The 26259-nt window shown below is 58.4% G+C and carries 25 protein-coding genes; 17 read left to right on the plus strand and 8 right to left on the minus strand.

The features are described from left to right. Nucleotides 1–98: 98 nt before the first annotated feature. The 13 genes from AC5S16_RS13635 (at nt 99) to AC5S16_RS13695 (ending at nt 13348) form a co-directional block, all read left to right on the plus strand. Nucleotides 99–1295 (plus strand): 2-isopropylmalate synthase, encoded by a 1197-nt coding sequence (locus tag AC5S16_RS13635; protein ID WP_493930630.1) that lies wholly within the window; start codon nt 99–101, stop codon nt 1293–1295. Between the two features lie 95 nt (nt 1296–1390). After that, entirely contained in the window at nt 1391–2500 is a 1110-nt protein-coding gene (gene leuB, locus AC5S16_RS13640) for a 3-isopropylmalate dehydrogenase (RefSeq protein ID WP_493930631.1), read from the plus strand. A gap of 174 nt (nt 2501–2674) precedes the next feature. Then, nucleotides 2675–4105, plus strand: coding sequence for a 3-isopropylmalate dehydratase large subunit (gene leuC, locus AC5S16_RS13645; RefSeq protein WP_493930943.1), 1431 nt, complete (start codon nt 2675–2677; stop codon nt 4103–4105). Beyond that, on the plus strand, nt 4105–4701 hold the full coding sequence (gene leuD, locus AC5S16_RS13650; protein WP_493930632.1) for a 3-isopropylmalate dehydratase small subunit: 597 nt from the start codon (nt 4105–4107) through the stop codon (nt 4699–4701). Before leuC ends, leuD begins: the two co-directional genes overlap by 1 nt. A gap of 23 nt (nt 4702–4724) precedes the next feature. Further along, nucleotides 4725–6407, plus strand: a complete 1683-nt coding sequence (ilvD, locus tag AC5S16_RS13655) for a dihydroxy-acid dehydratase (protein WP_493930944.1) — start codon at nt 4725–4727, stop codon at nt 6405–6407. An 82-nt stretch (nt 6408–6489) separates the two neighbouring features. Beyond that, a complete protein-coding gene (ilvB, locus tag AC5S16_RS13660; protein WP_493930633.1) occupies nt 6490–8241 on the plus strand; it encodes a biosynthetic-type acetolactate synthase large subunit in 1752 nt (583 codons plus the stop codon). A gap of 15 nt (nt 8242–8256) precedes the next feature. Then, nucleotides 8257–8847 carry an acetolactate synthase small subunit gene (gene ilvN, locus AC5S16_RS13665; protein ID WP_493930634.1) on the plus strand — a complete coding sequence of 197 codons (591 nt, stop codon included), beginning with the start codon at nt 8257–8259 and terminating at the stop codon, nt 8845–8847. 45 nt (nt 8848–8892) lie between these two features. Next, nucleotides 8893–9306 carry a hypothetical protein gene (locus AC5S16_RS13670; RefSeq protein WP_493930635.1) on the plus strand — a complete coding sequence of 138 codons (414 nt, stop codon included), beginning with the start codon at nt 8893–8895 and terminating at the stop codon, nt 9304–9306. Between the two features lie 22 nt (nt 9307–9328). Then, on the plus strand, nt 9329–9817 hold the full coding sequence (locus AC5S16_RS13675) for a type VI secretion system amidase effector protein Tae4 (protein ID WP_493930636.1): 489 nt from the start codon (nt 9329–9331) through the stop codon (nt 9815–9817). Continuing rightward, nucleotides 9814–10176 carry a T6SS amidase immunity protein Tai4 family protein gene (locus tag AC5S16_RS13680; protein WP_493930637.1) on the plus strand — a complete coding sequence of 121 codons (363 nt, stop codon included), beginning with the start codon at nt 9814–9816 and terminating at the stop codon, nt 10174–10176. Before AC5S16_RS13675 ends, AC5S16_RS13680 begins: the two co-directional genes overlap by 4 nt. A 38-nt stretch (nt 10177–10214) precedes the next feature. Continuing rightward, entirely contained in the window at nt 10215–11264 is a 1050-nt protein-coding gene (gene ilvC / locus AC5S16_RS13685; protein WP_493930638.1) for a ketol-acid reductoisomerase, read from the plus strand. Nucleotides 11265–11337: 73 nt separating this feature from the next. Continuing rightward, entirely contained in the window at nt 11338–11820 is a 483-nt protein-coding gene (locus tag AC5S16_RS13690; protein ID WP_493930639.1) for a DUF4174 domain-containing protein, read from the plus strand. Between the two features lie 79 nt (nt 11821–11899). After that, nucleotides 11900–13348 carry an ATP-binding protein gene (locus tag AC5S16_RS13695; protein WP_493930640.1) on the plus strand — a complete coding sequence of 483 codons (1449 nt, stop codon included), beginning with the start codon at nt 11900–11902 and terminating at the stop codon, nt 13346–13348. 230 nt (nt 13349–13578) lie between these two features. On the opposite strand, the gene AC5S16_RS13700 is transcribed toward AC5S16_RS13695, so the two are convergent. Together AC5S16_RS13700 and AC5S16_RS13705 are read right to left on the minus strand one after the other, a co-directional pair. Beyond that, on the minus strand, nt 13579–16263 hold the full coding sequence (locus AC5S16_RS13700) for an ABC transporter permease (protein WP_493930641.1): 2685 nt from the start codon (nt 16261–16263) through the stop codon (nt 13579–13581). A gap of 87 nt (nt 16264–16350) precedes the next feature. Further along, nucleotides 16351–16701: a PadR family transcriptional regulator gene (locus AC5S16_RS13705; RefSeq protein WP_493930642.1), complete on the minus strand. Its 351-nt coding sequence runs from the start codon at nt 16699–16701 to the stop codon at nt 16351–16353. A 97-nt stretch (nt 16702–16798) separates the two neighbouring features. On the opposite strand from AC5S16_RS13705, the gene AC5S16_RS13710 reads away from it, so the two are divergent. Continuing rightward, nucleotides 16799–18178: an ethanolamine ammonia-lyase subunit EutB gene (locus tag AC5S16_RS13710; protein WP_493930643.1), complete on the plus strand. Its 1380-nt coding sequence runs from the start codon at nt 16799–16801 to the stop codon at nt 18176–18178. Further along, nucleotides 18175–18924 (plus strand): ethanolamine ammonia-lyase subunit EutC, encoded by a 750-nt coding sequence (eutC, locus tag AC5S16_RS13715; protein WP_493930644.1) that lies wholly within the window; start codon nt 18175–18177, stop codon nt 18922–18924. Before AC5S16_RS13710 ends, eutC begins: the two co-directional genes overlap by 4 nt. 5 nt (nt 18925–18929) lie before the next feature. On the opposite strand, the gene AC5S16_RS13720 is transcribed toward eutC, so the two are convergent. Genes AC5S16_RS13720 through AC5S16_RS13745 form a run of 6 tightly spaced genes read right to left on the minus strand, consistent with a single transcriptional unit; the run spans nt 18930 to nt 23803 of the window. Beyond that, nucleotides 18930–19550, minus strand: coding sequence for a YukJ family protein (locus tag AC5S16_RS13720; RefSeq protein WP_493930645.1), 621 nt, complete (start codon nt 19548–19550; stop codon nt 18930–18932). 39 nt (nt 19551–19589) lie between these two features. Further along, nucleotides 19590–20357 carry an enoyl-ACP reductase FabI gene (locus AC5S16_RS13725; RefSeq protein ID WP_493930646.1) on the minus strand — a complete coding sequence of 256 codons (768 nt, stop codon included), beginning with the start codon at nt 20355–20357 and terminating at the stop codon, nt 19590–19592. Between the two features lie 30 nt (nt 20358–20387). Continuing rightward, complete coding sequence (gene murI, locus AC5S16_RS13730; RefSeq protein ID WP_493930647.1) at nt 20388–21182, minus strand: glutamate racemase; 795 nt, start codon at nt 21180–21182, stop codon at nt 20388–20390. After that, entirely contained in the window at nt 21179–21763 is a 585-nt protein-coding gene (locus AC5S16_RS13735) for a GerMN domain-containing protein (protein WP_493930648.1), read from the minus strand. Before AC5S16_RS13735 ends, murI begins: the two co-directional genes overlap by 4 nt. Then, entirely contained in the window at nt 21760–22446 is a 687-nt protein-coding gene (locus AC5S16_RS13740; protein WP_493930649.1) for an N-acetylmuramoyl-L-alanine amidase family protein, read from the minus strand. The genes AC5S16_RS13735 and AC5S16_RS13740 overlap by 4 nt, the downstream gene beginning before the upstream one ends. 22 nt (nt 22447–22468) lie before the next feature. Next, nucleotides 22469–23803: a DUF1015 domain-containing protein gene (locus AC5S16_RS13745; RefSeq protein ID WP_493930650.1), complete on the minus strand. Its 1335-nt coding sequence runs from the start codon at nt 23801–23803 to the stop codon at nt 22469–22471. Nucleotides 23804–24042: 239 nt separating this feature from the next. Here AC5S16_RS13745 and AC5S16_RS13750 point away from each other — a divergent pair, with 239 nt between their 5' ends. Beyond that, nucleotides 24043–25113: a VWA domain-containing protein gene (locus AC5S16_RS13750; protein WP_493930651.1), complete on the plus strand. Its 1071-nt coding sequence runs from the start codon at nt 24043–24045 to the stop codon at nt 25111–25113. Beyond that, complete coding sequence (locus tag AC5S16_RS13755) at nt 25097–26212, plus strand: VWA domain-containing protein (RefSeq protein WP_493930652.1); 1116 nt, start codon at nt 25097–25099, stop codon at nt 26210–26212. Before AC5S16_RS13750 ends, AC5S16_RS13755 begins: the two co-directional genes overlap by 17 nt. Nucleotides 26213–26259: the final 47 nt, after the last annotated feature.

The following is a 26259-nucleotide window of genomic DNA, read 5'->3' on the forward strand; positions in this document are numbered from 1 at the left end:
TCATAACTAGAAATTATGGTAATTCAAGAAATTAGAAATTTGAATTATATCCATCCTTCTGCGACACTTAAGTCCAACAGATTTTGAGGTCACTCCCTATGGTTCAAGAGCGTCTTCTTTTCTTCGATACGACCCTGCGCGACGGCGAACAGTCGCCCGGCTGCAGCATGACCCAGCCGGAAAAGCTTGCTGTGGCCCATGCTCTCGAAGAGTTGGGCGTCGATATCCTCGAAGCGGGCTTTGCCATCTCCTCCGACGGCGACTTTGCCGCTATTCAGGCCGTTGCCAGGGAGATTCGCAAGCCAGTCATCACCTCGCTTGCCCGCGCCCGGCGCGAAGACATTGAGCGCGCCGCTGCCTCCCTTGAGGCCGCCGGGAAAGCGCGCATCCACATCTTTCTCGCGAGCTCGGACATTCATCTCCAGTACAAGCTGAAAATCAGCCGCGAAGAGGCGCTCGAGCAGACAGCGAAGGCGGTCGCACTCGGCCGCACCTATGTCGATGACGTGGAGTTCTCCCCCGAAGATTCAACCCGCACAGATATTGATTTCCTGTGCAAGATCGTCTCGGTTGCCATCGAGGCGGGAGCCACCACCATCAACATGCCTGACACCGTCGGCTATACCGTGCCCGACGAGTACAAGGCCATGTTCCGCGCCGTCCGCGAGCGTGTTCCCGGCGCAGATAAGGTCACTTTCTCCTCGCACTGCCACAACGATCTCGGACTCGCAGTCGCCAATTCTCTCGCCGCCGTTGAAGGCGGAGCGCGTCAGATCGAGTGCACCATCAACGGCATCGGCGAGCGCGCCGGAAATGCAGCGATTGAAGAAATCGCCGCGGCCCTCAGCGTGCGGCGCGACCACTACCCTGTTCAGCATGGGCTTGAGCTCAGCAAGCTCTACCCGGCGAGCCAGCAGCTGGCGAAGGTCATCAGCTTTGCGCCCTCGCCGAACAAGGCCATTGTCGGCAGCAACGCTTTCGCGCATGAGGCGGGCATTCACCAGCATGGAGTGCTTTCAAACCCGCTGACCTACGAGATCATGACGCCAGCGTCAGTGGGTGTTCCGACAAACCGCATGGTTCTCGGCAAGCACTCGGGACGTCATGCGCTGCGCTCACGGTTGAACGAACTGGGATACCAGCTCGACTCGGCGGACCTTGATGCCGCATACCATGCCTTCACTGAGCTTGCGGACAGGAAGAAGTCCATCTACGACCAGGATTTGATCAACCTCGTCGCGCACCACAAGCGCAATGAGGACCTGATCTCTGCCGAGCCTGTAGGCGAAGCCTGATTCCCTGAGAGCAGCAGGTCCTTCGCGGAGTTTACCCTGAGCGAAGCCGAAGGGCTCAGAATGACAAGGAAAGAAATGGTGGAGAAGACACAAAGATGAAGCTGAAGATTCTCATTCTCGCCGGAGACGGCATCGGCCCCGAAGTCACCAGTGAAGCCACGCGCATCCTGCGCTCGGTCGCCGAGCTCGGCGGATATGACTTCGAATTTCGCGACGCGCTCATCGGAGGTGTCGCCATCAAGGCACAGGGAACGCCGCTGCCGCCCGCCACGCTCGACGCCGCCCTCGAAAGCGATGCCGTCCTGCTCGGCGCTGTCGGCGGCAACGAGTTCAATTCCCTTCCGCCGGATAAGCGCCCCGAAGCCGGCCTGCTGCAAATTCGCCAGGCGCTCGGCGGATTCGCCAACCTGCGTCCTGCCTTCGCGCATCCCGCGCTCGCATCGAACTCACCGCTCAAGCCCGAAGTCATCGACGGCGCAGACATCATCTTCGTGCGCGAGTTGCTCGGCGGCCTCTACTTCGGAGAGCCGCGCCAGTGGGACCGCGAAGCCGGCGCAGCCTGGAACACCATGCGCTATACCCACGATGAGGTGGTCCGCGTGGCGCGTGTTGCCTTTAATCTAGCTGCGAAGCGCAGGAAGAAAGTCACCTCCGTCGACAAGGCCAATGTGCTTGAAGTCTCGCAGCTCTGGCGCGCAACCGTGACGGAAGTTGCAAAGGATTATCCCGGCATCACGCTCGAACATCAGTACGTGGACGCGATGTCGATGCACCTGATGAACACCCCGCGCAACTATGACGTGGTTCTGACCGAAAACCTTTTTGGCGACATCCTCTCTGATGAGTCAGCCGTCATCACCGGATCGCTCGGCATGCTGCCCTCGGCGACCATCGGCGGCAAGGTAAATCTTTATGAGCCGGTCCACGGATCAGCCCCAGACATCGCGGGCAAAGGCATCGCCAATCCGTTGGGAGCAATCCTGACTGCGGCCATGCTGCTGCGGCACTCGGCCAACCTCGAGCAGGATGCAACAGCAATCGAAACATCGGCGCGTAAAGTCCTGGAGCAGGGCTACCGCACGCCGGATCTCGCGCGCACCGCTCAGGACAAGAAGATGGTTCTCTCCACGCAGGAGATGGGCAAGCAGGTGCACGAAGTTTTGAACGAGCTGATCGACAAGCGCCAGGCCCTGCACGCAGTTTAGGTTGTATCGAAGTTTGTTTTGAAGGGTACGGCTTCAGCCGTGCCATAACGCGGTCAGCCTCCACGGCTTAAGTCGCCGAGGTATAGATTCCCTCAGGGGCTGAAGCTCCATTGAGAATTGGGATTTACGGCACGACTAAAGTCGTGCCCCTTCAAAGAAGATTTGGAGTAAATGATGTCCGAACCAAAAACACTCTTTGAAAAAGTCTGGGAGCAGCATCTCGTCGCTGAACCCGCAAACGAGCCTGCACTGCTCTACATTGACCTGCATCTCGTGCATGAGGTCACATCGCCGCAGGCCTTTGACGGTCTCCGCCTGGCCGGACGCAAGCTGCGCCGCCCCGACCGCACCGTGGCCACTGTAGATCACAACGTGCCGACCACAGCGAACCGCCTCATCATCGAGGATGCCATCGCTGCCAAACAGATCGAGACGCTGCGCAAGAACTGCAAAGAATTCGGCGTCGAGCTGTACGACGTGCAATCACCGAACCAGGGCATCGTCCACGTTATAGGACCAGAATTAGGACTCACCAAGCCGGGCATGACCATCGTCTGCGGCGACTCGCACACCTCCACGCACGGAGCATTCGGAGCACTCGCATTCGGCATCGGCACCTCTGAAGTCGAGCACGTGATGGCAACACAATGCCTGCCGCAATCGAAGCCGAAGACCTTCCGCATCGCCATCGAAGGTGCTTTGCCTGAAGGCGTCACCGCAAAGGACATCGTGCTCGGCATCATCGGACGCATTGGCACCGACGGCGCCACCGGCCACGTCGTCGAATACGCCGGCTCGGCCATCCGCTCGCTCTCCATGGAAGGCCGCATGACCATCTGCAACATGAGCATCGAAGCAGGCGCGCGTGCCGGCATGATCGCTCCCGATGCAACGACCTTCGCTTACCTGAAAGGCCGCCGCTTCGCTCCGCAAGGCGCACAATGGGACGAAGCCGTCGCCGAATGGAGCAAGTTGCAATCCGATCCCGATGCAACGTTCGACCGCGAGCTTGTGATTCCCGCCGAAGAGATTGTCCCCTACGTCACCTGGGGAACGAACCCCGGCATGGTGGTTCCGGTCACTGACCATGTGCCCGATCCAGCCATTACGCAATCAGAGGCCGACCGCCGCGCCTTCGAACGCGCGCTCGAATACATGGCGCTGAAGCCCGGTGAAGCCATCGAAGAGATCGCCATCGACCGCGTCTTTATTGGCTCCTGTACCAACTCGCGCATTGAAGACCTGCGTGCCGCCGCTAAAGTCGTCACCGGCTATCACGTCAATTCCAAAGTGCGTGCCATGGTCGTTCCCGGATCGCACCAGGTGAAAGCACAGGCGGAAAAAGAGGGCCTCGATAAAATTTTTCTTGAAGCAGGGTTCGAATGGCGCGAACCGGGCTGCTCCATGTGCCTGGGCATGAACCCCGACATTCTCCAGCCGGGCGAGCGCTGCGCCTCCACCAGCAACCGCAACTTTGAAGGCCGCCAGGGACGAGGCGGGCGCACGCATCTCGTCAGCCCGCAGATGGCCGCAGCCGCAGCCGTCACCGGCCACTTCACCGATATCCGTCAATGGGAATTCAAAGGCGAGGAGGTGCTGGCATAATGCAGCCGTTCCGTACACTCACATCCGTCGTCACGCCGCTTGACCGCGTCAACGTCGACACTGACCAGATCATCCCCAAGCAGTTTCTGAAGCGCATCGAGCGCACAGGATACGGCGAGTTTCTCTTCTTCGACTGGCGGCAGGACCCGGACTTCGAGATCAACCAGCCACGCTACAAAGGCTCGCAGATTCTCGTCACCGCAAAAAACTTCGGCTGCGGATCATCGCGTGAGCATGCCGCATGGGCGCTCTCCGACTTTGGCTTCCGCTGCGTCATCGCGCCGACCTTCGCCGACATCTTCCACTCGAATGCAGGCAAGAACGGCATCCTTTTAATCACATTGCCGGAAGATCAGGTGCAGACGCTGCTCGACCGCGCTGCAAAAACCGAAGGCTACAAACTCCACGTCTCGCTCGAAGACGAAACCGTGAAAGACGATCAGGGATTTTCGGCGAAGTTCTCGATTGATCCCTTCCGCCGCTACTGTCTGCTCGAAGGCCTCGACGACATCGGCCTCACACTGCGCCATGCCGCAGCGCTCGACACATTCGAGCAAACCCACAACGAGGAATTCTGGCTCGCGCCCAGACCATAAAACAGGAGACGAGTACATTGAGCCTGAACGGCAAGGACGAAGCAAAAAAGAACAGCGTAACGCTCACCGAAGGCCCCAGCCGCGCTGCGGCGCGCGCCATGCTGCGCAGCATCGGCTTCACCAAAGACGATCTGCACAAGCCCATCATCGGCATTGCCAATACGTGGACGGAGATCGGCCCCTGCAACTTCCATCTGCGCACCATTGCTGAAGCCGTGAAGCAGGGCATTCGCGATGCAGGCGGCACGCCGATGGAGTTCAACACCATCACCATCTCCGACGGCATCACGATGGGCACCGACGGCATGAAGGCCTCGCTTATCAGCCGCGAAGTCATCGCCGACTCTGTTGAACTCGTTACGCGCGGCAATCTCTTCGACGGCCTCGTCTGTATCGCAGGCTGCGACAAGAACATGCCCGGAACCGTGATGGCGCTCGCGCGCCTCGACATTCCCGGACTCATGATCTACGGTGGCTCCATCGCCCCCGGCCATCTCAACGGAAAAGACCTCACGGTTCAGGATGTCTTTGAAGCCATCGGCGCGCACTCTGCCGGAAAGCTCGACGATGCCGGACTCGAAGCTGTCGAAGCCAATGCCTGTCCCGGCGCGGGAGCATGCGGCGGCCAGTTCACCGCGAACACCATGGCCATGGCCTGCGAATTTCTTGGTATCTCGCCTATTGGTTTGTCTGGCGTGCCCGCCTTTTCAGCGGAAAAGCACGCAGCCTCGCGCAAGGCCGGCTCGCTTGTCATGGAGCTCGCGCGCAAAAACATCCGTCCCAGCCAGATCATCACTCAGAAAGCTTTAGAAAACGCCATCACCAGCGTCGCTGCTTCCGGCGGATCGACCAACGCAGTGCTGCACCTCATCGCCATCGCGCATGAAGTCGGCATTAATCTTTCCGTGGATGACTTCGACCGCATCAGCTCGAAGACGCCGCTGCTTTGCGATCTGAAACCGGGCGGCAAGTACGTCGCCGCCGATTACCAGAATGCAGGCGGCAGCCGCCTTCTCGCGCAGCGCCTCATCGAGGCAGGCCTGCTGCACAGCGAGTGCATCAACGTCACCGGACACACGCTCGCAGAGGAAGCAGCGCAGGCGGTCGAGGCTCCCGATCAGGATGTGATTCATCCGGTGAATGCACCCATCAAGTCCACTGGCGGACTCGTCATTCTCAGAGGCAACATCGCTCCCGAAGGCTGCGTGATTAAAGTCGCTGGACACAAGCGCCTCGAACATCGCGGACCGGCGCGCGTCTTCGATTGCGAAGAGGATGCCTTCGCCGCCGTGGATGCAGGAAATATCAAACCGAATGAAGTGGTCGTCATCCGCTATGAAGGTCCGCGCGGCGGCCCCGGCATGCGTGAGATGCTTCAGGTCACCGCCGCCATCGCCGGCATTCCCGAGCTTTCAGAAACCGTAGCCCTGCTTACTGACGGCCGCTTTTCTGGAGCTACGCGCGGACTCATGGCTGGCCACGTTGCGCCGGAAGCCGCGAACGGCGGCCCGATTGCGGCCATCCGCGAAGGCGACATCATCCACTTCGATATTCCCAACAGGAAACTCGATGTGGAGATCACCGAGAAAGAGTTACAGTCACGGTTACAAAACTGGAAAGCGCCCGAGCCAAGGTTCAAGCGTGGCGTCTTCCGCAAATACACCGACACAGTTTCCTCGGCATCGTTAGGCGCAGTTACGAATTAGTTTTTCAGGTTGTCATCCTGAGCAGAGCGAAGGACCTGCTTTTCACTCCGGCGCTGACACAACTACTAAGGAGTCACCACTCATGAGCCGCAGCTCACAAAACGACTCACCATCGCCCGCCACCCGCCTTACCGGCTCAGAAATTGTCTGGGCCACGCTCGTCGGCGAGGGCGTCAGCGATGTCTTCGGCTACCCCGGTGGGGCCATTCTGCCTATCTATGACGCGATGCGGAAATTCCCCATCCGTCACATCCTCGTGCGCCATGAGCAGGGAGCCACGCACATGGCTGACGGCTACGCGCGCGCATCCGGCCGCGTCGGCGTGGCCATGGCGACCTCCGGCCCCGGAGCTACCAACATGGTCACTGGCCTGGCCACCGCCATGATGGACTCGGTGCCCATCGTCTGCATCACCGGACAGGTTTCAAGCAAAGTGCTCGGTTCCGATGCTTTTCAGGAAGTCGACATCACCGGCATCACACTGCCTATCACCAAGCACAACTATCTCGTCACGCGCACGGAAGATATTGCGCCTGCATTGCGAGAGGCCTTCCTCATTGCGAAATCGGGACGCCCCGGCCCGGTGCTCGTCGACATCACGAAGGACGCACAGCAGGGACTCGCCGAGTTCGACTTCGAAGCCGCTGCGCCGCGCGCTTATCGCCCGCACCCGATGCAGGGCCACAACGCCGACTCGATCTCCGACGCCGCGCGCCTCATCCGCGAAGCAAAGCGCCCCGTCATCCTCGCCGGACACGGCATCATCCAGTCCGAAGCATATGAACAAGTCCGCACGCTCGCTGAGCGCATGCAAATTCCCGTGGCCTGCACGCTCCTCGGCCTCGGCGCCTTCCCTGCTTCACACGAATTGTCCCTGGGCATGATGGGCATGCACGGCGAAGCGTGGGTCAACAACGCCATCCAGACAGCCGACCTGCTTATCGCCTGCGGCATGCGCTTCGATGACCGCGTCACCGGAACGCTCGCTACCTACGCGCCGAACGCGAAGAAGATTCACATCGAGATCGATCCCGCAGAAATCAACAAGAACGTAAAGGTTGACGTCGCGCTCATCGGCGATCTGAAACAGGTTCTCGAAATCCTGCTGCCGCAGGTGGCCTCGCGGCCGAATTCTCCCTGGGTAAAAGAGATCAACGCTATGAAGGGCGAGTGCTCCGTCAAGGACATCACCAACCTGCCCGACAACGGCCACCTCTACGCCGCGCACGTTATCAATGATCTTTGGAACGCGACCGGCGGCAAGGCCATCGTCGTCACCGATGTAGGCCAGCACCAGATGTGGGAGGCGCAATACTATAAGCACGATGCGCCGCGCACGCTTGTCACCTCCGGCGGACTCGGCACCATGGGTTTCGCGCTGCCCGCGGCCATCGGCGCAAAAATCGCCTGCCCGGAAAAAGAAGTCTGGGTCATCGCCGGCGACGGCGGCTTCCAGATGACCGCCTCCGAGCTCTCCACCATTGCGCAGGAGAATATCGACATCAATATCGCCGTCATCAACAACGGCTTTCTCGGCATGGTGCGCCAGTGGCAGGAGTTCTTCTACGAGAAGAACTATGCCTCCTCGCCCATTCTGAGCCCTGACTTCGCTAAGCTCGCCGACGCGCACGGCATCTCTGGCGTAACAGTCACGAAGCGCGCAGAAGTTCTGCCAGCAGTTAAAACAGCGCGCAAGTTGAAAGGACCGTTCCTGATCAACTTCCATGTCGAGAAGGAGGACTCGGTCTACCCGATGATTCCGCAGGGCAAGGCGCTGCACGAGATGATCCGCCGCCCCGACAACCCTCTGATCGAAACCGCGGAAGACGCATAAGAAAGATTTGTAACCATGCTACATACATTTGTCGCACTCGTTGAAGACAAGCCCGGCGTGCTCACCCGCGTCGCCTCGCTCTTCCGCCGCCTGAACGTGAACATCGTCTCGCTCACCGTCGGCAGCTCGGAGCGGCAGGGCGTCTCGCGCATGACCATCGTTGCCGATGCGTCGCCGACAGCAGGCCACCGCATCACGGCCAGCCTCTACAAGCTTGAAAATATTCTTGAGGTCGATGACGTTGGCCAGTTCGCCTGCGTCACACGCGAGCTGGCGCTGATCAAAGTCGCGGCCACGCCGCAGACGCGCTCGCACATTTTCGAGCTGGTCGAAGTCTTCCGCGCGCGCATCGTCGACCTCGCGCCCGATTCGCTGATGATCGAAATCACCGGCGTCTCCAGCAAGATCGAAGGACTGATTCAGGTGCTGATGGAAAGCGGCGACGAGATTCTCGAAGTTGCGCGCACCGGCCGCATGGTCATGCGCCGCGGACGCCATACTAACCGCGTCCTCGACGCCATGCGCATCGCCGGCGTGCATGAGCCGGAAATGCTGGAGCCGAATGTAACGGCACCGACTTTTGAAGATAAGTCGAACTCGTTATAAAACGATCGCGACTTATTTCTTCTACAATCAGGCGAGGAGAAAAACATGGCGCAGCCCTTTAAAACCACCGTGACAATCGATGGTAATAAGTTCAACGCCATCTCGGCTCATTTCGGAATCTCTACAGATCACGATCACACTGGCCTACCGCAAATGGGAACCCTTCGTTGTGCAATCGAATGTGTTGTCGATGTGCATGACACAACTAATATGCCTTATGCCACTCTAAAAAAGCTCTTTGATATGGCAAATGTCGTGACGCGAGACAAGATGAAAGATATCAAGGTTGAATTTTGGCAGGATGAGAACCAGCAAGATGCAATCTGCACTTATTCATTCAAAGGATGGATCAGCAAATACAGCATAAATAGCGGAGATTCTTCCAATCATTTATTGGCTATCAGCCTGCAGCCGGCGCTTGACAGCAAGAATTTCGTCGACTTCCAAATGGGGAATTAGATCATATTCAAAGGAATGCCAAATGCCTCACCCAAGACCACCATTTGCAATAGCCTGGACGAAATTTACGGAAATATATGGCGATGGAAGTCTTACCTATGTGGGCAACAAAATTGGAGGAATAGTCAAAGAGAACTTCGATCTCGGACAAAGGGACCCGGCTTTAGGCTTTACAAATGCCTGCGCGACACGTATGAGCTATGTGCTTAATTATTCCGGAGTGCCCATACATAAAGGGCCTTGGACTACAGTGTCTGGTGGGGATAAGAAGCTTTATATTTTTCGCGTAGCGGATATGATGAAATTCCTCCGAGGCATTTTTGGTAACCCCGACAAAACGGTACAACATCCATCACAGGAGAATTTTTACGGTGAAAGAGGTTTTTTGGCTTTCGAGGTCCACGGATGGATCGATGCAACAGGGCACATCACACTCTGGAATGGTTCTATTTGTTCGGATCACTGCTATTTCCCAAAAGCGTCTCAGGCTTTCCTATGGCGGCTATCATGAAATTTCGGGTTGCTGCACTGCTACTGCTCGCTAATCTCAGCTTGAGTGCACATGGTCAGAATTCTGCATCTCCCAAATATCCGCCAGCAGTCATGTTCAAAAATTATGCGTTAAGCAGTTGTATTGCTAGCGCCTACACTTCGGATGAAGTAAAAAAAGACGCCAGTGCCTCTGCATCCGGCTATCTTGAATTGGGCGCAGGTCCGTTGGAGGCCTATACCGAAGCGACTCAACTTGGACGCAAGTTTCTCGCACGCCATTACGAAGGTATGGCCGATACTTCCTTCAACATGATGAAGTGCATCGATTTCTATCACAGTAAAGAGCTCGACGCTCTTGCGAAGAAATACTTCAAGTAACAAAGAATCTACTAATTATTGCAAAGGGAAAAACAAGAATGGCGAAGACTTACCACGACCACGACGCGGATCTCTCACTGATCCAGCAGAAGAAAGTTGCCATCATCGGCTACGGCTCGCAGGGCCACGCCCACGCGCTCAACCTCAAGGACTCGGGTGTTCATGTGCGCGTCGGCCTGCCTGCCGGCAGCAAGTCCATCGACAAGGCAAAGAAGGTGGGCCTTGAAGTCAGCTCCATTGCCGATGCAGCCGAGTGGGGCGACGTCGTCATGATCCTCACGCCCGATGAGACACAGGCGAAAGTCTATTCCGAAGAGATCGAGCCGCACCTCAAGCCCGGCAAGGCGCTTGCCTTCGCTCACGGATTCAACATCCGCTTCGGCACCATCAAGCCGCCTGCAGGTGTCGACGTTTTCCTCGCCGCACCCAAAGCCCCCGGTCATCGCGTGCGCGAAGTCTTTGTCGAAGGCGGCGGCACGCCTGCTCTGGTCGCCGTCGAGCAGAATGCCAGCGGCAACGCGCTCGCCCTGGCGCTGTCCTATGCCAAGGGCATCGGCTGCACCCGCGCCGGCGTGCTTGAAACCACGTTCAAAGAAGAGACAGAAACCGACCTCTTCGGCGAACAGGCCGTTCTCTGCGGCGGAACAGCCGCCCTGGTCAAGGCAGGATTTGAAACGCTCGTCGAAGCCGGATACCAGCCTGAGCTTGCATACTTCGAGGTCCTGCATGAGCTCAAGCTGATCGTCGACCTCATGTATCGCGGCGGCCTGGCCTACATGCGCTACTCCATCTCGAACACCGCCGAGTACGGCGACTACACCGCCGGCCCGCGCATTGTGACCGACGAGACTCGCGCCGCCATGAAGAAGCTGCTCGCGGAGATTCAGGACGGCACTTTCGCTAAAGCCTTCATCGAAGAAAACAAAACCGGCCGCAAGAAGTTCGATGAAATTCGTAAGCAGGAAGCAAAGCATCCGATTGAAGAAGTGGGCGCAAAGCTGCGTGCTTCCATGCCTTTCCTCGATCCAGTCACGGTAAAGGACGGCACTCCGCAGCCCGCAGCGCAGCCTGAAACCGTACAGGCGTAAACTATAACTTGTAAGAAAGTGGTGCCCCAGGTCGCATCGCCGACCTGGGGTTTTTCACAACCATCTGAGAATTATGACGATACGACTCCTCCCTCTCGCCATACTTCTATTTGCGTCTATGCCGGCGCTCGCACAGGCACATTCCAATTGCGCGGTGCGCCCAGCTTCTCTTACGCAGATGCGCCATTGCTATCGCCCGCTTGTGGTCTTCAGCCCTTCGCCAAAAGATCCGCGCCTGCTCAAGCAGCAGTCCACGCTCGACAGCGCTGCTGACGATATGATGGATCGTTTCGTTTTATTTCTGCCCGTAATTGCAAAGGCCGAAGGCTACCAGCCGCCGCTCGACACGCCCTATCAGCTGCTCGATCAGAAAGAAGCAGCATCAGCCCGTGCGCGGTTCCATGTGCCGGAAAATCAATTTTCTGTCTTGCTCCTCGGAGAAGATGGCAGCATCAAATTACATAGCACTGCACCGGTCTCCATCACGCAGCTCAATACTCTCATCGACGCCATGCCCGATCGAAAGATCGAAATGCAGCGTCCGCATGCAAATTAGCGCAGTTCAACAGATTCTTGACGCTTCTTCAACGGGCCATCGTCTAAGATGTACCATCAAGTTTAGGTAAGGGCCTTACATGAATACAGCCAGCATTGCACCTGCCGCGGATAATCTGATCAAGACCCCCACCCCCCTGCCCGAGATCATCGCCGCGCTGAAACGCGTGGCAGCACTCAACGGCATGGAGGAACACGAATACGAATGGCTGGCAAAAAATGGAGCGGAATGGTTTGTCGATGCCGGCACCACCCTCTTTCGCGAAGGCGAGCCTGCTAATGACATGAGCATCATGCTCAAGGGCGAAGTTCACGTCCGCCGCGAGCATGGCCCCGCATCTGCGCTCTGGATCGGGCGTTCCGGCCAGCTCTCCGGGCTGCTGCCTTTCTCACGCATGAAGACCTACGGCGGCCACGGCTATACCGCCGCGCCCACGTGGGCGCTCATGTATCCGCGCGAAATTTTCCCCGAGATGCTCAAGGCTGTGCCCTCCATGTCGCAGCGCTGCGTAAGCGTTCTGCTTGACCGCGTGCGCGAAGTCACGCGCATGGAGCAGCAGGCGGAAAAGCTGAACGCTCTCGGCAAGCTCGCCGGTAACCTTGCGCATGAGCTGAACAATCCAGCGTCTGCCGCGCAGCGCGCAGCCTCCGGGCTGCTCGACGAGCTGCACGTCTACGGACACGAGAAGTACCGCCTGGGGAGCCTTTGTCTTTCCGACGAGCATCTCTCGCAGGTGCGTAAATGGCAGGATTCCATCCGCATCCAGACACGTAGCCGCGATGCGAATCCCGCCGAATTCGCCGCAAAAGAAGACGCCATCCTCGCCTGGATGCGTCAGCACAAGATTGAATCGCCCTGGAAAATTTCGCCAGAGCTGGCCGAATCCGGCGTAATACCTGAGCAGCTCGAACCGCTGGCTTCATTTCTCGATTCCTCTGCGCTCGCCGTTGTGCTGACGCAGTTCGCCTCATCGCTGCGCGCGGAAAACATGGCCAACGCCATGCTCGATTCCACAGCGCGCATCTTCGACCTCATCCGCGCCATCAAGGACTACTCCTACATGGACCAGGCGCCGATTCAGGAGGTCGACATATCGCAGGGTCTCGAAAACACGCTGACCATGCTGCAGTCACGACTGCAACACGTCGAAGTCGAGCGCCGCTACGCAGATGATCTGCCGCATATCAACGCCTTCGCCAGCGAGCTTAACCAGGTATGGATGGCACTGCTCGAAAACGCGCTCGACGCGATCCACGACCACGGAAAAATCACGCTCAGCGTGCAGCCCTCCGGCGACATGCTCCTGATCGAAGTGTGGGACAACGGCCCGGGCATTCCGCCTGAGCTGCAGGATCGCATCTTCGAGCCCTTCTTCACCACGAAGGCACCAGGCAGCGGTCTCGGACTCGGACTCGACACCGTGCAGCGCATCGTACGCAAACACCGCGGCTACGTCCGCGTGCAGTCCGAGCCCGGAGCCACCTGCTTCCAGGTACGCCTGCCTGTCGAGCAGCTGCAGGCGTACTAGGCCACAGTCCTCAGGGCACAGGGCTCAGTTATGAAGCAACCCAAATACGCTGTCACACTGAGCAAATCCTGAACGGAGTGAAAGAGGAGCCGAAGGACCTGCAGTTTCTCAACAAGCCAACAACACTGGGTGCCCCATCCTATCGCGCCGATTTTGTGCGATAGGGTGGGAAAGCACTTCACTCGAACCAAAGGAAGGCGGCGAAGCCGCAACCCGCTGGACGCGCAGTCCTACTCAGCCCGGAGCGCCTCCATCGGATCAACCATCGCCGCACGACGCGCAGGCAGATAAGCCGCCATCAGCCCGACCACAAGCAGAATCAAAGCCACAAAGGCCAGCGTCCAGCCATCATGCGCGCTCACGCCATAGAGATAACTCCGCACTAGGCGTCCAGAAGCCAGCGCCAGACCTAAGCCAATCACCACGCCGGTCACAAGCATGACAGAGGCCTGCCGCAGCACCATCCAGACAAGATCGCCGCGCTGTGCCCCAAGCGCCAGCCTGATGCCTAGTTCTCTAGTGCGCTGCGAAACCACGTAAGCAAGCAGCCCATACAGCCCTGCAACACACAACAACAGTGCCGATCCGCCAAAAATTTCAAGCAGGTGCGCCGCTAGCTTCTGGCTGCCAAACGAATCCTCCACCACCTGGTCCATGGTTGTGAAGTTGCTCCCCGCCAGCGCCGGATCAGCCTGCCGCAGCACCTCGCGCAGCTCCGGAATGACCGCCTTCGGATTGCGGTTCGTGCGCACCGCAAGATCCATGGCAATGCCCTCAATGGCATCGTAAAAGCCACTGTCCGGCGTCATCTGTGACATCAAGACGTAGATTTCCGGTGGCGGCTTTGCTGCCACACTGAACTGGTGAAAGTCATCCAGAACGCCGACGATCTGCGTCGGATTCTCCCCTTTGTGCAACGTCAGCAGTTTCATGCCGATCGCCTTGCGCATATCCTGGATTTCTGGTGCATATTCATGCACGAATACTCGGTTAACCACCACAACCGGAGTCGAAGTCGCGGTGTCTTGTTCATTAAAGAACCTGCCCACCGCCATCCTGAAACCGAAGACCTTCTGTATACCGGAACTTACTGAATCAACTTTGGCGAGGACTCTTGCACGGTTTCCTGTCACACCTGGCTTTCCCATCAGTGACATTTGCAACCAGAAGGTGTTCCCCATCGGCACCTCGGAGACCAGCCCGGCACTCTGAACTCCGGACAAGTGCTGCACTCGCTCCGCCAGCGGCAGATAGAGGTTCTCAGCCAGATTCTTTCCTGCAAACTTATATCCGGGAATCTTCAGGTTCGCCACAATGATGTGATCCGTGCGGAACCCCGGCGGCGTATGCCGCAGCGCATAGATCGTGCGCAGCAGCAGGCCGCAGCCAACCAGCAGCGTAAGCGATAGCGCAACCTCGACCACCACCAGCGCACTGCGCAGACGGTTGTGCCCCTGAGCCTCACCACCTTGCAACCCGCCCTGTTTCAAGGCAGGCTCCACTGGAGCATGCGCCGACATCCATGCCGGCCATATCGACGACGCCAGCGCCGAGACCACCGTCAGTCCCAGCAGCGCCGCCACAATGCGCGCGTCAGGACCCGCAGGCACGGCAAACGGCAGGCCGCTGTGCGCAATCGCATAAGCAAATATCTTGATGGCCAGCAATGCGAGTGTTCCGCCAATCACGCTTGCCATCACGCTCATCAGCAGACCTTCCACCACGAACTGTTGCATAATGCGCGCGCGGCCTGCGCCCAGTGCGCCGCGCACGGCAATCTCGCGCCTTCGCACCATGGCCCGCGCCAGCAGCAGGTTCGTCGTGTTCACGCAGGCAATCAGCCACAGCACGCCCGCCGCGGACAGCAGGGCCAGCAGCGCTTTGGTAGTGTCCTTATCTACCAGCGAGGAAACATAACTCCGCACGACCACCGACGAGCTTTCCCGCCTTGTCTGCAGATCGACATACCCTTCTGCAATCTGTTTTTGCAAAGTCGTGAGTTCAGCCTGTGCGCGTTCAGCATTCACTCCCTTTTTCAGGCGCGCTATCACGTTATATTTTGGCGTCTGGTCGCTACGCACCCGATCCTCGTTGCCGAGCTGCTGCAGCGTCCATACCTGTGGGCTCTCCTCCAAAGGAAATGAGAAACCGCGCGGCATCACTCCTGCTACCACCAGAGGCTTGCCACTCACCTTGACTGTTTTTCCCAGAATCGAGGGATCGCCGCCAAACATCCCCCGCCACGCGCTGTCACTGATTACGATTGAGTTCGCATCGGCGCCTTTGGCGAAACTCTCCGGCGTCGCGCGGAAATCCCGGCCGATCTCCGGAGCCACGCCCAGCACCTCAAATATGTTGGAGCTGACAGAGTACCAGGCCACCTGCTGCGTGCCCGTCTTGCCTTCAAGAAAATTGCGCCCGTTCACCCAGTTGTAATACCCGATCGATTCGAAGCTCCTGCTCCACTTGCGCCACTCCGCGATGTCGAGATATGGCGGCTGTGATGGTCCTGTTGGAATTACATCGGGTTTGCCAAAATACATGCTCACAAGCCGCCCCGCATCCTTATAAGGCAGCGGCCGCAGCATCGTCCGGTCCACCACAGTAAACATCGCTGCTGGAGCGGCGATCCCCAGTGCCAGCGTTGCAATCACCGTCGCCGCAAATCCCGGAGACTTCCGCATCTGCCGCAGCGCATAGCGCACATCCTGCAGCAGTCTCTCAAACCACACCCATCCCCACGCCTCGCGCGTCGCGTCTTTTACCAGAGCGACATTGCCGAACTCACGCTCTGCATGCCGCCTTGCCGCAGCCGTGTCTTCTCCGCGCTCTACGCGATCCGCAGCCGCCATGCGCAGATGCGCTGCCACTTCTTCATCTAGCTCGTCTTTCTTCCGCCACCAACGCATCGACATGTTCCCTCTCTCAATTTGTCATCTTGAGCGCAGCGAAGGACCTACTTTTTGCTGAGTAATCTCACAACTCTCGAAGAGATGCGAGGATTACTCAGCACCTAACACACCGCCAATCGCCGCCACCATCAGCTCCCAGCGGCTCCGGCTCTCCGCGAGCTGCTCCTTACCCTTTGCCGTGATGCGATAGAACTTCGCCCGCTGGTTGCTCTCTGTCTGCCGCCACTCCGAATCAATCCACTTCTGCCGCTCCATGCGATGCAGCGCCGGATAGAGCGACCCCGTCTCCACCTGCAGCACTTCGCCCGATTTCGCACGGATGGCCTGGCTGATGCCGTAGCCATGCTGCGCGCCCCACTGCAGCGTCTCCAGAATCAGCATGTCTAGCGTGCCCTGCAGCAGTTCCATGCGATTTTTGTAGATTTCTTTTCGTAGCTTCATAGGATGTAGACACTCTACATCCAAAGCTGTAGTCTGTCTACATCCTGTTTTACTGCTAACAACCGGCCAGCGCATCATCATAAAATCACCTCAACGCATGGCTTACACGCATACTTACGGCAGCCGCACATGGCGCTTCGACGGCCTGAAGACGCTGCTCGCCAAGGCCAGTCCTGCGCGCTCGGGGGACGAGCTAGCCGGCGTCGCCGCCGAATCAGAGGAAGAGCGCATGATTGCGCGCATGGCTCTCGCAGAAGTCCCGCTCAAAAAATTTCTCGAAGAAGAATTGATTCCCTACGCAGAAGACGAAGTCACGCGCCTCATTCACGACACGCATGATCAATCAGCATTTGCTGAAATCAGCCATCTCACCGTCGGCGACTTCCGCAACTGGCTATTAAGCACCGCGACGGATACAAATACGCTCTCACGCATCGCCCCCGGCATTACACCGGAGATGGCCGCCGCGGTCTCGAAGCTCATGCGCAACCAGGATCTGATTCTCGCTGCGCAGAAATGCCGCGTCATCACGCGCTTCCGCAACACTATCGGTCTTGAAGGCCGCATGTCCGTGCGCCTCCAGCCCAATCATCCGACCGATGATCCAAAGGGCATCGCCGCTTCCATGCTCGACGGCCTGCTCTACGGCGCAGGCGACGCCGTCATCGGCATCAATCCCGCAAGCGACAGCCTCTCTGCCGTAATCAATCTGCTCGAGATGCTCGCCAAATTCCGTGAGCGCTATGAAGTGCCGACACAGTCCTGCGTGCTCGCGCATGTCACCACCACCATGCAGGCCATCGAACAGGAAGCGCCCGTCGATCTCGTCTTTCAATCCATTGCAGGAACGGAAAAAGCCAATGCAAGTTTCGGCATCAACCTGGGCCTTCTGAAAGAAGCGCGCGAAGCTGCGCTCTCACTCCATCGCGGAACCATCGGCGACAACGTCATGTACTTTGAGACCGGACAGGGCAGCGCGCTCTCCGCCGAAGCACATCATGGAATTGACCAGCAGACCTGCGAAGCGCGCGCCTACGCCGTGGCCCGCGCCTTCAGTCCGCTGCTGGTCAACACCGTTGTCGGCTTCATCGGACCGGAATACCTATACGACGGCAAGCAGATCACACGCGCCGGACTCGAAGACCACTTCTGCGGAAAGCTGCTCGGTCTGCCCATGGGCTGCGATATCTGCTACACCAACCACGCTGAGGCCGACCAGAACGACATGGACACTCTGCTGACTCTGCTCGCCGTCGCCGGCGTGAACTTCATCATGGGAGTGCCCGGAGCCGATGACATCATGCTCAACTATCAGAGCACGTCGTTTCACGACGCGCTCTACGTGCGGGGTGTGCTCGGCCTCAAACGAGCTCCTGAGTTCGAAGCGTGGCTTGAGAAGATAGGCATCACTGATCGCGCTGGTCGTCTCGCCGACCGCCTGCCGCCCAGCGCCGCGAGACTGCTTGAAAGCGCATGAGCGAAATCATCCGCAATCCGTGGTCAGAGCTGCGCCGCTTCACCGGTGCGCGCCTCGCACTGGGACGCGCAGGTGACAGCCTGCCCACGCGTGAAGTCCTCGAATTCACACTGGCACACGCTCAGGCACGCGATGCCGTCCATGCTGCACTCGACATAGATCATCTCGCCGGCGATCTGAAAGAGTCGGGCTTCGAAACAATTGCAGTAGAAAGCGCGGCACGCGACCGTGCTGAATATCTGCGCCGCCCGGACCTCGGCCGGAAGTTGAGCAATGACAGTCGCACTGGTTTGCTCTCTATAAATCGGCGCGAACCGCCGTCCGCTGTCTTCATCATTGCTGACGGTCTCTCCGCAATCGCACCTGCGAGACATGCCGTCCCTCTGCTGCGCGAAATCGCTCCGCGTCTCAAGAAATGGAATATCGCACCCATCCTCATCGCGATTCAGGCGCGCGTAGCATTAGGCGATGAGATCGGAGAGCTGCTTCAAGCAGAGATGACGGTCATGCTCATCGGCGAACGCCCCGGGCTGAGCTCTCCTGACAGCCTTGGTGTTTATCTCACCTACCAGCCGCACATCGGCTGCACGGACGCAGACAGGAACTGCATCTCAAACATCCGCCCTGGAGGACTGAGCTACGAAGCTGCAGCCGACAAGCTGCACCACCTGATGCTGGCCGCGAAAAAGGCAGGCCGTTCCGGAGTCATGCTTAAAGATGAAAGCGTCCAGCCGCGACTACCGTGATCTGCTCAGGCAGGATTTCCGTTGTTATCCGTATTCCACGACTCCGTCTGGAACGCGATAAAGATAGCTGCCCACGTGTTGCTCGCCGGCATCTCGAAGACCAGCAATCCATCCTGCCAGATGCCGTTATCTTTCTCATAGCTGCCGGGAGGATTCCCCTGGTTCATGTGAATGTCGTGGATGCCTGTGCCTTCTGTGTACTGGCTGCCGAAAGCGTAGATGGTGCCGTTCTGATCGGCAATGGCCTGGTTCAGAAACTGGATCACGGCATTCTGCAGGTTCGACGAATTGGTCTGCCCGGGAAGAGGCAGCAACTGCATTTCAGACTGGGTCACAATCGGCTGCCCATTCGCCGTGCTGCGCACATAATCGACTGCCGGATTGCCCTGTGCTGTCAGCTGCGTCATGCCAGCGGAAAGGCCATCGAGCGCATCTGCATCGGGAGGCGTGAAGTTCTCGTTGATGAAATAAAGAACCTGCGAGCCGTCTGTCGATTCGATATTCACCGCAACCTGGTATGTCTTCCCGCCCGCATCCACATTGATCAGATAATGCGGATGCGCATCCGGAGACAATTTTCCAGATGTAGGATCACCCTTGAGCACACTGTATTTGTAAACAGGCATTCCATCACCATAGATGCGATGTGTTGCGGCAGGATAAAACTAAAAGCCCATGATGTTATAGCCGCAGTCTACGAAGACGGTTTCGCCGGTCACACCGCTCGCGAGATCAGAAGCAAGAAACAGCGCCGCGCCGCCAACTTCTGACTGCTCTACATTGCGCCCCAGCGGAGAGCGCTCAGCATGCGCCTTGAGCATGTCTCCCAGCCCGCCAATACCGCGCGCGGCGAGCGTTTTGATCGGCCCCGCTGAGATGGCATTGACACGAATGTTCTGCTTTCCGAGATCCGCCGCGAGATAACGCACCGTAGCCTCCAGTGCGGCCTTGGCCACACCCATCACGTTGTAGTGCGGAACAACTTTCTCCGCGCCGTAATAGGTCATCGTCAGGATGCTGCCGCCCTCCGTCATAAGCGGAGCAGCCGCGCGGCTCAGCGCAATCAGTGAATAGACGCTCACGTCATGCGCCACGCGGAAGCCCTCACGTGTGGTCTGAACAAAGTCGTTCTTCAGCTCCTCCCCGGGAGCAAAAGCAACGCTGTGCACCAGGATATGCAGCTTGCCGTAGCGTTCTTTCAATTGCTCGAAGACCTGCTCAATCTCCGCATCGCTCGACACATCGCACTGAAAGGCCTCTGCGCCCGGCAGTTCCGCGATCAGGCTGTCAGCTTCGGCCTTCAGGCGCTCATTCTGGTAACCAATGGCGAGCTTCGCGCCCGCTTCATGCAGCTTCTGCACAATGGCCCACGCAATGCTGCGCTTGTTCGCCACGCCGAAAACAACGGCAACGCGTCCTTCAAGATTCAACATGATCTCTTCCTCCAAAAACTATTCAGGATATCAGCCGCCAAGGTCTACGAGCGTGACCCCATCAATTGCCTCGCCCAGGAAACGCGTCCCCAGCTTGCGGAATTTATCGACGGAATCCGTCGCGAAGAACTGCCGCTGGCTGCTGCCCGTCAATTTTTTTCCATTGATCGCGACAGCCACCTGCTCCGCCGTCACATCCGCTGAATCAATCACGCGCAGCGAAGGCGCCGTACGCTCGATCTGCGCGCGCAGCAGCGGATAGTGCGTACACCCGAGCACGAGCGTATCCGGCGTCATCTGCTCTTTCTTTGCGTGCTCCTGCAATTCAGACAAATAAATCTGAAGCACTTCTTTTGTCACCGGATGCTCGATCCATCCCTCTTCGACCAGAGGCACTAACAACGGACAGGCTTTCTCATACGCGCGCAGCCCGCGCTCACTGCACGCCTTCGCATACGCGTGACTTTGGACCGTCGCATCGGTGGCAATCACCAGAACATCACCTGACTTCGAGCTCGCCTGCGCGGCATTCGCTCCTGTCTCAATCACGCCAAGCACAGGAACAGAGACCGCAGCCTTGATCGCATCGAGAGCCAGCGCGCTCGCCGTATTGCACGCGATGACAAGAAACTCAGCGCGCTGCTCTTCCACCAGAAAATGCGCGCTCGACACTGCATAGCGCGCAATCGTCGTCTGCGACTTCGACCCATAAGGCAAACGCGCCGTATCGCCAAGATAAATGTAGTCTGCAGCGGGGAGCTGTCTGAGCAGCGCGCGTAGGACCGTCAGCCCGCCGACTCCTGAATCAAAGACGCCGATCCTCAATGACTCACCGCCGTCTCATACACGCGCGTCAGGTCGGCGTGTCCGGCGAGCGTGTCCTTCTGCTGGCCATTCACCAGGAAACGCACTTCGGTGATCTGCGGCAGGTTCGCATGCAGCGTTTCGATGATCGAGAGCAGCGTCAGCGTCTCCGGCTCAATACCTGACGGATGCGCATCGACAAACGCGCCGTTCAGGTTCACCACCGCCATCTGCCCCTTCTGCTGCGGCACCGGCATCAGAAACACTTCATCCATGCCCAGTGCATTCGGAATGGGATGCGGCGACTTCGGCGCGGCATATTCTTCAATCAGCTTCTGCAGCAGCACGCGCGCCCGCGCATTCGGCTCCTTCGGCATGGGAAAGCTGCGCTCCACCGGAATCAGCGAGCCATCCGCATCATTCGCCACCAGCAGCGATATCTTTTCTACCGGAGCATTCAGCGGCGCGCTTGGCGGAAGACTGTCCGCCGCCGCCATCAGGCGGTCATGCGCGCGCTCCCTCAGGCGGATCAGCACCACAGCCATGATGACGCCGGCCAGCAGCATCACCCAGAAAAGAATTCGCTGCACGCGTGGAATCATGGCTGCCTCCAGTCATTCTTCCACTGCGCCAGCGCTGCAGCCAGCGCATCCACAATCTTCTTCTGATATCCCTCATCGTTCAGCGGAACGTTCTTTCCGTTCGCGACTTCTACTGCGACCGCGGGACAGGCAAAGCTGTCCATCGGCTGCAGCGATGTCCTGCCCAGCATGACAGGGACAGCCGCGTGCCCCAGAGCCGAATTGATCTCAGAAGACAGCCGCAGACTCTGCGTCACATACGCCGACTGCGCGCTGCGCCACGGCAGAAAGCGCGAGTACGGCGCAGGAGCAAGCGACGACGTGAAGAGATGCACGCCGGTTCCCGTCGCCGTCGCATGCAGCGTGATGCAGGCTTCGGGCATCGCATGGTTCGCAGTCTCGGCACGATTTTGCAGAGAGACAGTGGCATCGGAATCGCGCGTCGCCACTACCTGAATCCCCTTCGAAGCAAGCGCCGCGCGCAACCTGGTGAATAGGGAAAGCACAACATCTTTTTCGAGAAGCTTGTCATTCAGGCGCGCGCCGGTATCGTTGCCGCCATGCGCTGCATCCAGCACAACAACATACTGCGGCTGCACCTGGGCCCTGGCTCCTGAAGGCAGTGCCGGAAGATTCGCCGGCGGCGGAAGGCTCGGTTGCGGAGGCGGCTCCTGCGCAGCCAGCGGCGCACAGGCCAGCGTCACAAAGAAAAGATACCGGGATTTCCTAATCCAGTGGGTAGATCGCAAGGCCACTCAACAGTTTAGGGAAAAAGTCCGTAGATTTCTGCGGCATCACTTCCCCGGCAAACGCCACCTCTCTGAGCTGCGCCATGGTCACCGGATTCATCAGGAACGCCACATCCGCATCACCGCGCAGCACCTGTTCCACCGCCTCGCCCGCGTCGCGCAAGTAGCGCAGGTTCGTCTGCTCGCGGATCGCCTCCGGCGTAATGCCCAGCAGTTGTTCGAGCACCACTCCATGCAGCTGCGCCACGTCGAGCTGCCGCTGCCGCTCCGAAAGATTATTGAGCGCCTTCGCAATCGCCTCAGGCTTTGCCTTGAGCAGATAGCTCCCGCTTCGGGTCACCGCAAGCAGCGCCGTCTTCTCCGCACCGGCCGACGCCAGCTTTGCGGTTAGTTCTTCGGGATCCGTCGAAGACACCGGCTCCACATCAAAATATGTCTTGGCGCTCTCCACGAACACTGCCGGAGAAAAATCCTTCAGCCCGAAAACCACGCGATGCGTTGGCAGGATCACCAACCCCTCCGCATCCATATTCACGAAGGTCATCATCACCGCCGCTTCGGGATATGGCGGCTGCGGCAGCGTATTCGCGCTGCGCTCGCTCGTGATGGGCTGCTTCGGGGCATGTTCTTTTGAGTAATTCAGCGCCGTCTCATAACGGTGGTGCCCGTCGGCAATAATCAGCTTCTTGTCCGCCAGCGCGCTCGTCAGAATATTGATCGTATTCGGGTCGCTGATCTTCCACACGCGATGCAATACATCGTACTCATCCGTCACTTCAATATCTGGAATCGCGTCATCGGAGAAAAGCAGCTTCTCCGCCGTCAGTCCCGGATCGGAGTACAACATGAAAATCTGGCCAAAATGCGCATGCGTGGCGCGCAGCAGGTTCAAACGGTCCGACTTGGGCTTGGAAAGCGTCTGTTCATGGCGAAAGACCACGCCTTCGCTGTAATCATGCAGCCCGCCGACCGCGATAAAACCGCGCCGCTCCAGAACCTTCCCATTCGATCCGGGCACAGTAAACTTCTGCGCATAGGCAAAGACACAGGGTTCAGGCTCCTGTGCCAGCACGCCGCTCTCCCGCCATGCCTTGAAGTCGCGTGCTGCCCGGGTATAGACGTCGCCCGTCTCCTTACCGTCAAACAGCTCCGGCAGCCCCAGAATAATCCGCACCAGATTGTATGGACTCTTCTGGTAATAGGCCTGCTGCATGGCAGGAGTGATCTTGTCGTAGGGCTGCGTCACGCAGTCTTCAACGCGAACAAGCGAGGGGTTATAACGAAGGGCGCGGAACGGATAAATGCGGGCCATGCGTGCGGTCGTAAACTCCCGGACGATCAGGATTTGTTGTTCTGGAATTTCGAAGTCCTGCCTGCATTGTATCCCAGCGGTTTGCCCCGGCTTCTTTGCGCCTCGTTGAAATCATTTGCATAAACCGCTCAACGCTTTTTCTTCTCATGCCATCGAAAACTTCACGAACGGCTGTCACTTTGCCGTGCTACGATTCTCGACAAAGAGCCGTAAGCTCTTCGACCCCGGGGGTATGTACTATGGCGCTCTCGTCAGGGCGCAACATCGCAAGCTCCTCCAGTAGAAAAGCACACAGGCCGTCTGCATTCATCCCCCTCCTGTTGTTCTTCCTGGCCGCAGGGCTCATCCTGCCTCATGCGCATGCGCAGGACGACCAGCTGAACACGATTCACGTCCAGCCGCCTCCGCCTAAACCCGACCCGAACGCCGGGCCGCCTCCCGTCGAAGGCGAACCAGCATTGAGTGCGCGCCGCAATGAGCGCATCCGCGTCGACGTGAACCTCGTGCTCGTACCGCTCATCGTCACCGATCCCATGGACCGCCTTGTCACCGGCCTCGAAAAGGACAACTTCTTCCTTTACGAGAACAACAAGCTGCAGAACATCAAGACCTTTTCGCAGGAAGACGCACCCGTCTCCATCGGCATTATCTTCGACCTGAGCGGCAGCATGGCCAACAAGGTCATCCGCGCGCGTGACTCCATCTTTCAGTTCATGCACACGGCCAACCCACAGGATGAGTTCTTTGTCATTGGATTTAACGACCGTCCTGAGCTGATCGAAGACTTTACTTCCAATCCGCAGGACATCGAGGCGCGCCTCGCCAACATCCGTGCCGCACACCGTACCGCCCTGCTCGACGCCATCTATTTCGGCCTCAGCAAAATGAAACAAGCCAAATACGAGCGCCGCGCCCTGCTTATCGTCTCCGACGGAGGCGACAACCGCAGCCGCTACACCGAGAATGAAGTCCGCTCCACCGTGCGTGAAGCCGGAGTGCAGATTTACTCCATCGGCATCTTTGATCCTTATGCAGCCACAACGGAAGAGCGCCTTGGCCCCCTCCTGCTCAATGACATCAGCAACGAAACCGGCGGACGCCTCTTCCGCGTCGACGATGTGGCCGAAATGGGCGACATTGCCGAGAAGATCAGTGCCGAACTGCGCAATGAATATGTGATCGGGTATAAGCCCGACGATGCGCGAAAAGATGGCAAGTGGCGTAAATTGAAAGTAAAGCTGGTACCGCCCACGGGCCTCCCCCAGCTGACTGTGCATGCTCGCAACGGATACTATGCGCCTTTGCAATAAACCTCATACTGTTTTTCTTTTCCTTCTCCTGACTGCGTGTCTCCACGCGCCTGCGCAACAGCAGCCATCAGCAGCTCCGGCCCAGCAGCAGCCACTGACTGTCGACCGCGATCCCATTGCTTCGCCTGACGCCGCCGATAATCAGCCCGTAAGCCCCTCCAGTCCGGGCAGGAACGCTACGCCTGGTACTCTTGACCGCGGTCAGCGCGGAGGTTTCACCTTCCGCCGCGACGTCGACGAAGTTGTCCTGAACGCCACCGTAATCGACGACAACAACCGCATCGTCAATGACCTTGATAAAGATAGTTTCCATGTCTTCGAGGACGGCGTCGCCCAGACCATTACCGGATTCCAGCACCAGGACATTCCTGTATCGATGGGCATCCTCGTCGACAACTCCGGATCGATGCGCGACAAGCGCGATGCCGTAAACTCTTCGGCGCTCGATCTCGTCCGCGCCTCGAACCCTGAGGACGAAGCCTTCATCGTCAACTTCTCTGACGAAGCCTTTATCGACCAGGACTTCACCTCCGACCTGGGCAAGCTGCGCGAGGGCCTGGCCCACATCGACTCGAAGGGTGGCACCGCGCTCTACGACGCCATCGTCGCCTCCGCCGACCAGCTCTCGAAAGGCGCAAAGCGGCCCAAGCAGGTGCTGCTCGTCGTCACCGATGGCGAAGACAATGCCTCCAGCCTGAATCTCGAGCAGACTATCCGCCGCATTCAGGACCTGCAAGGCCCCATCGTCTACTCCATTGGCCTTCTTTTTGGTGATTCAGGAGGCGGACGCGAAGCCCGCCGCGCCAAACGCGCCCTGCAGATGCTCGCGACAGAAACCGGTGGCATGGCCTATTTTCCCCATTCCCTTTCTGAGGTTGACCAGATTTGCGCTGAGGTCGCGCGCGACATCCGCAATCAATACACCATCGGCTACCACTCCACCAAGCCGGCCAGCCAGGGCGGATATCGCGTCGTAAAAGTAGTAGCCAGCGCCTCCAAACACGGAAAGCTCATCGTCCGCACCAAATCGGGCTACTACCCGAAGACCGACAAGACCACCTCCACCGCCTCAACCCAGCCTAACGCACCGGGAAAATAGCGAACCCTCTCCTGAAAGTAGGAGAAAGAAGGAAACAAAGGCATGGC

It is taken from the genome of Acidobacterium sp. FHG110202_01 (assembly GCF_059115305.1).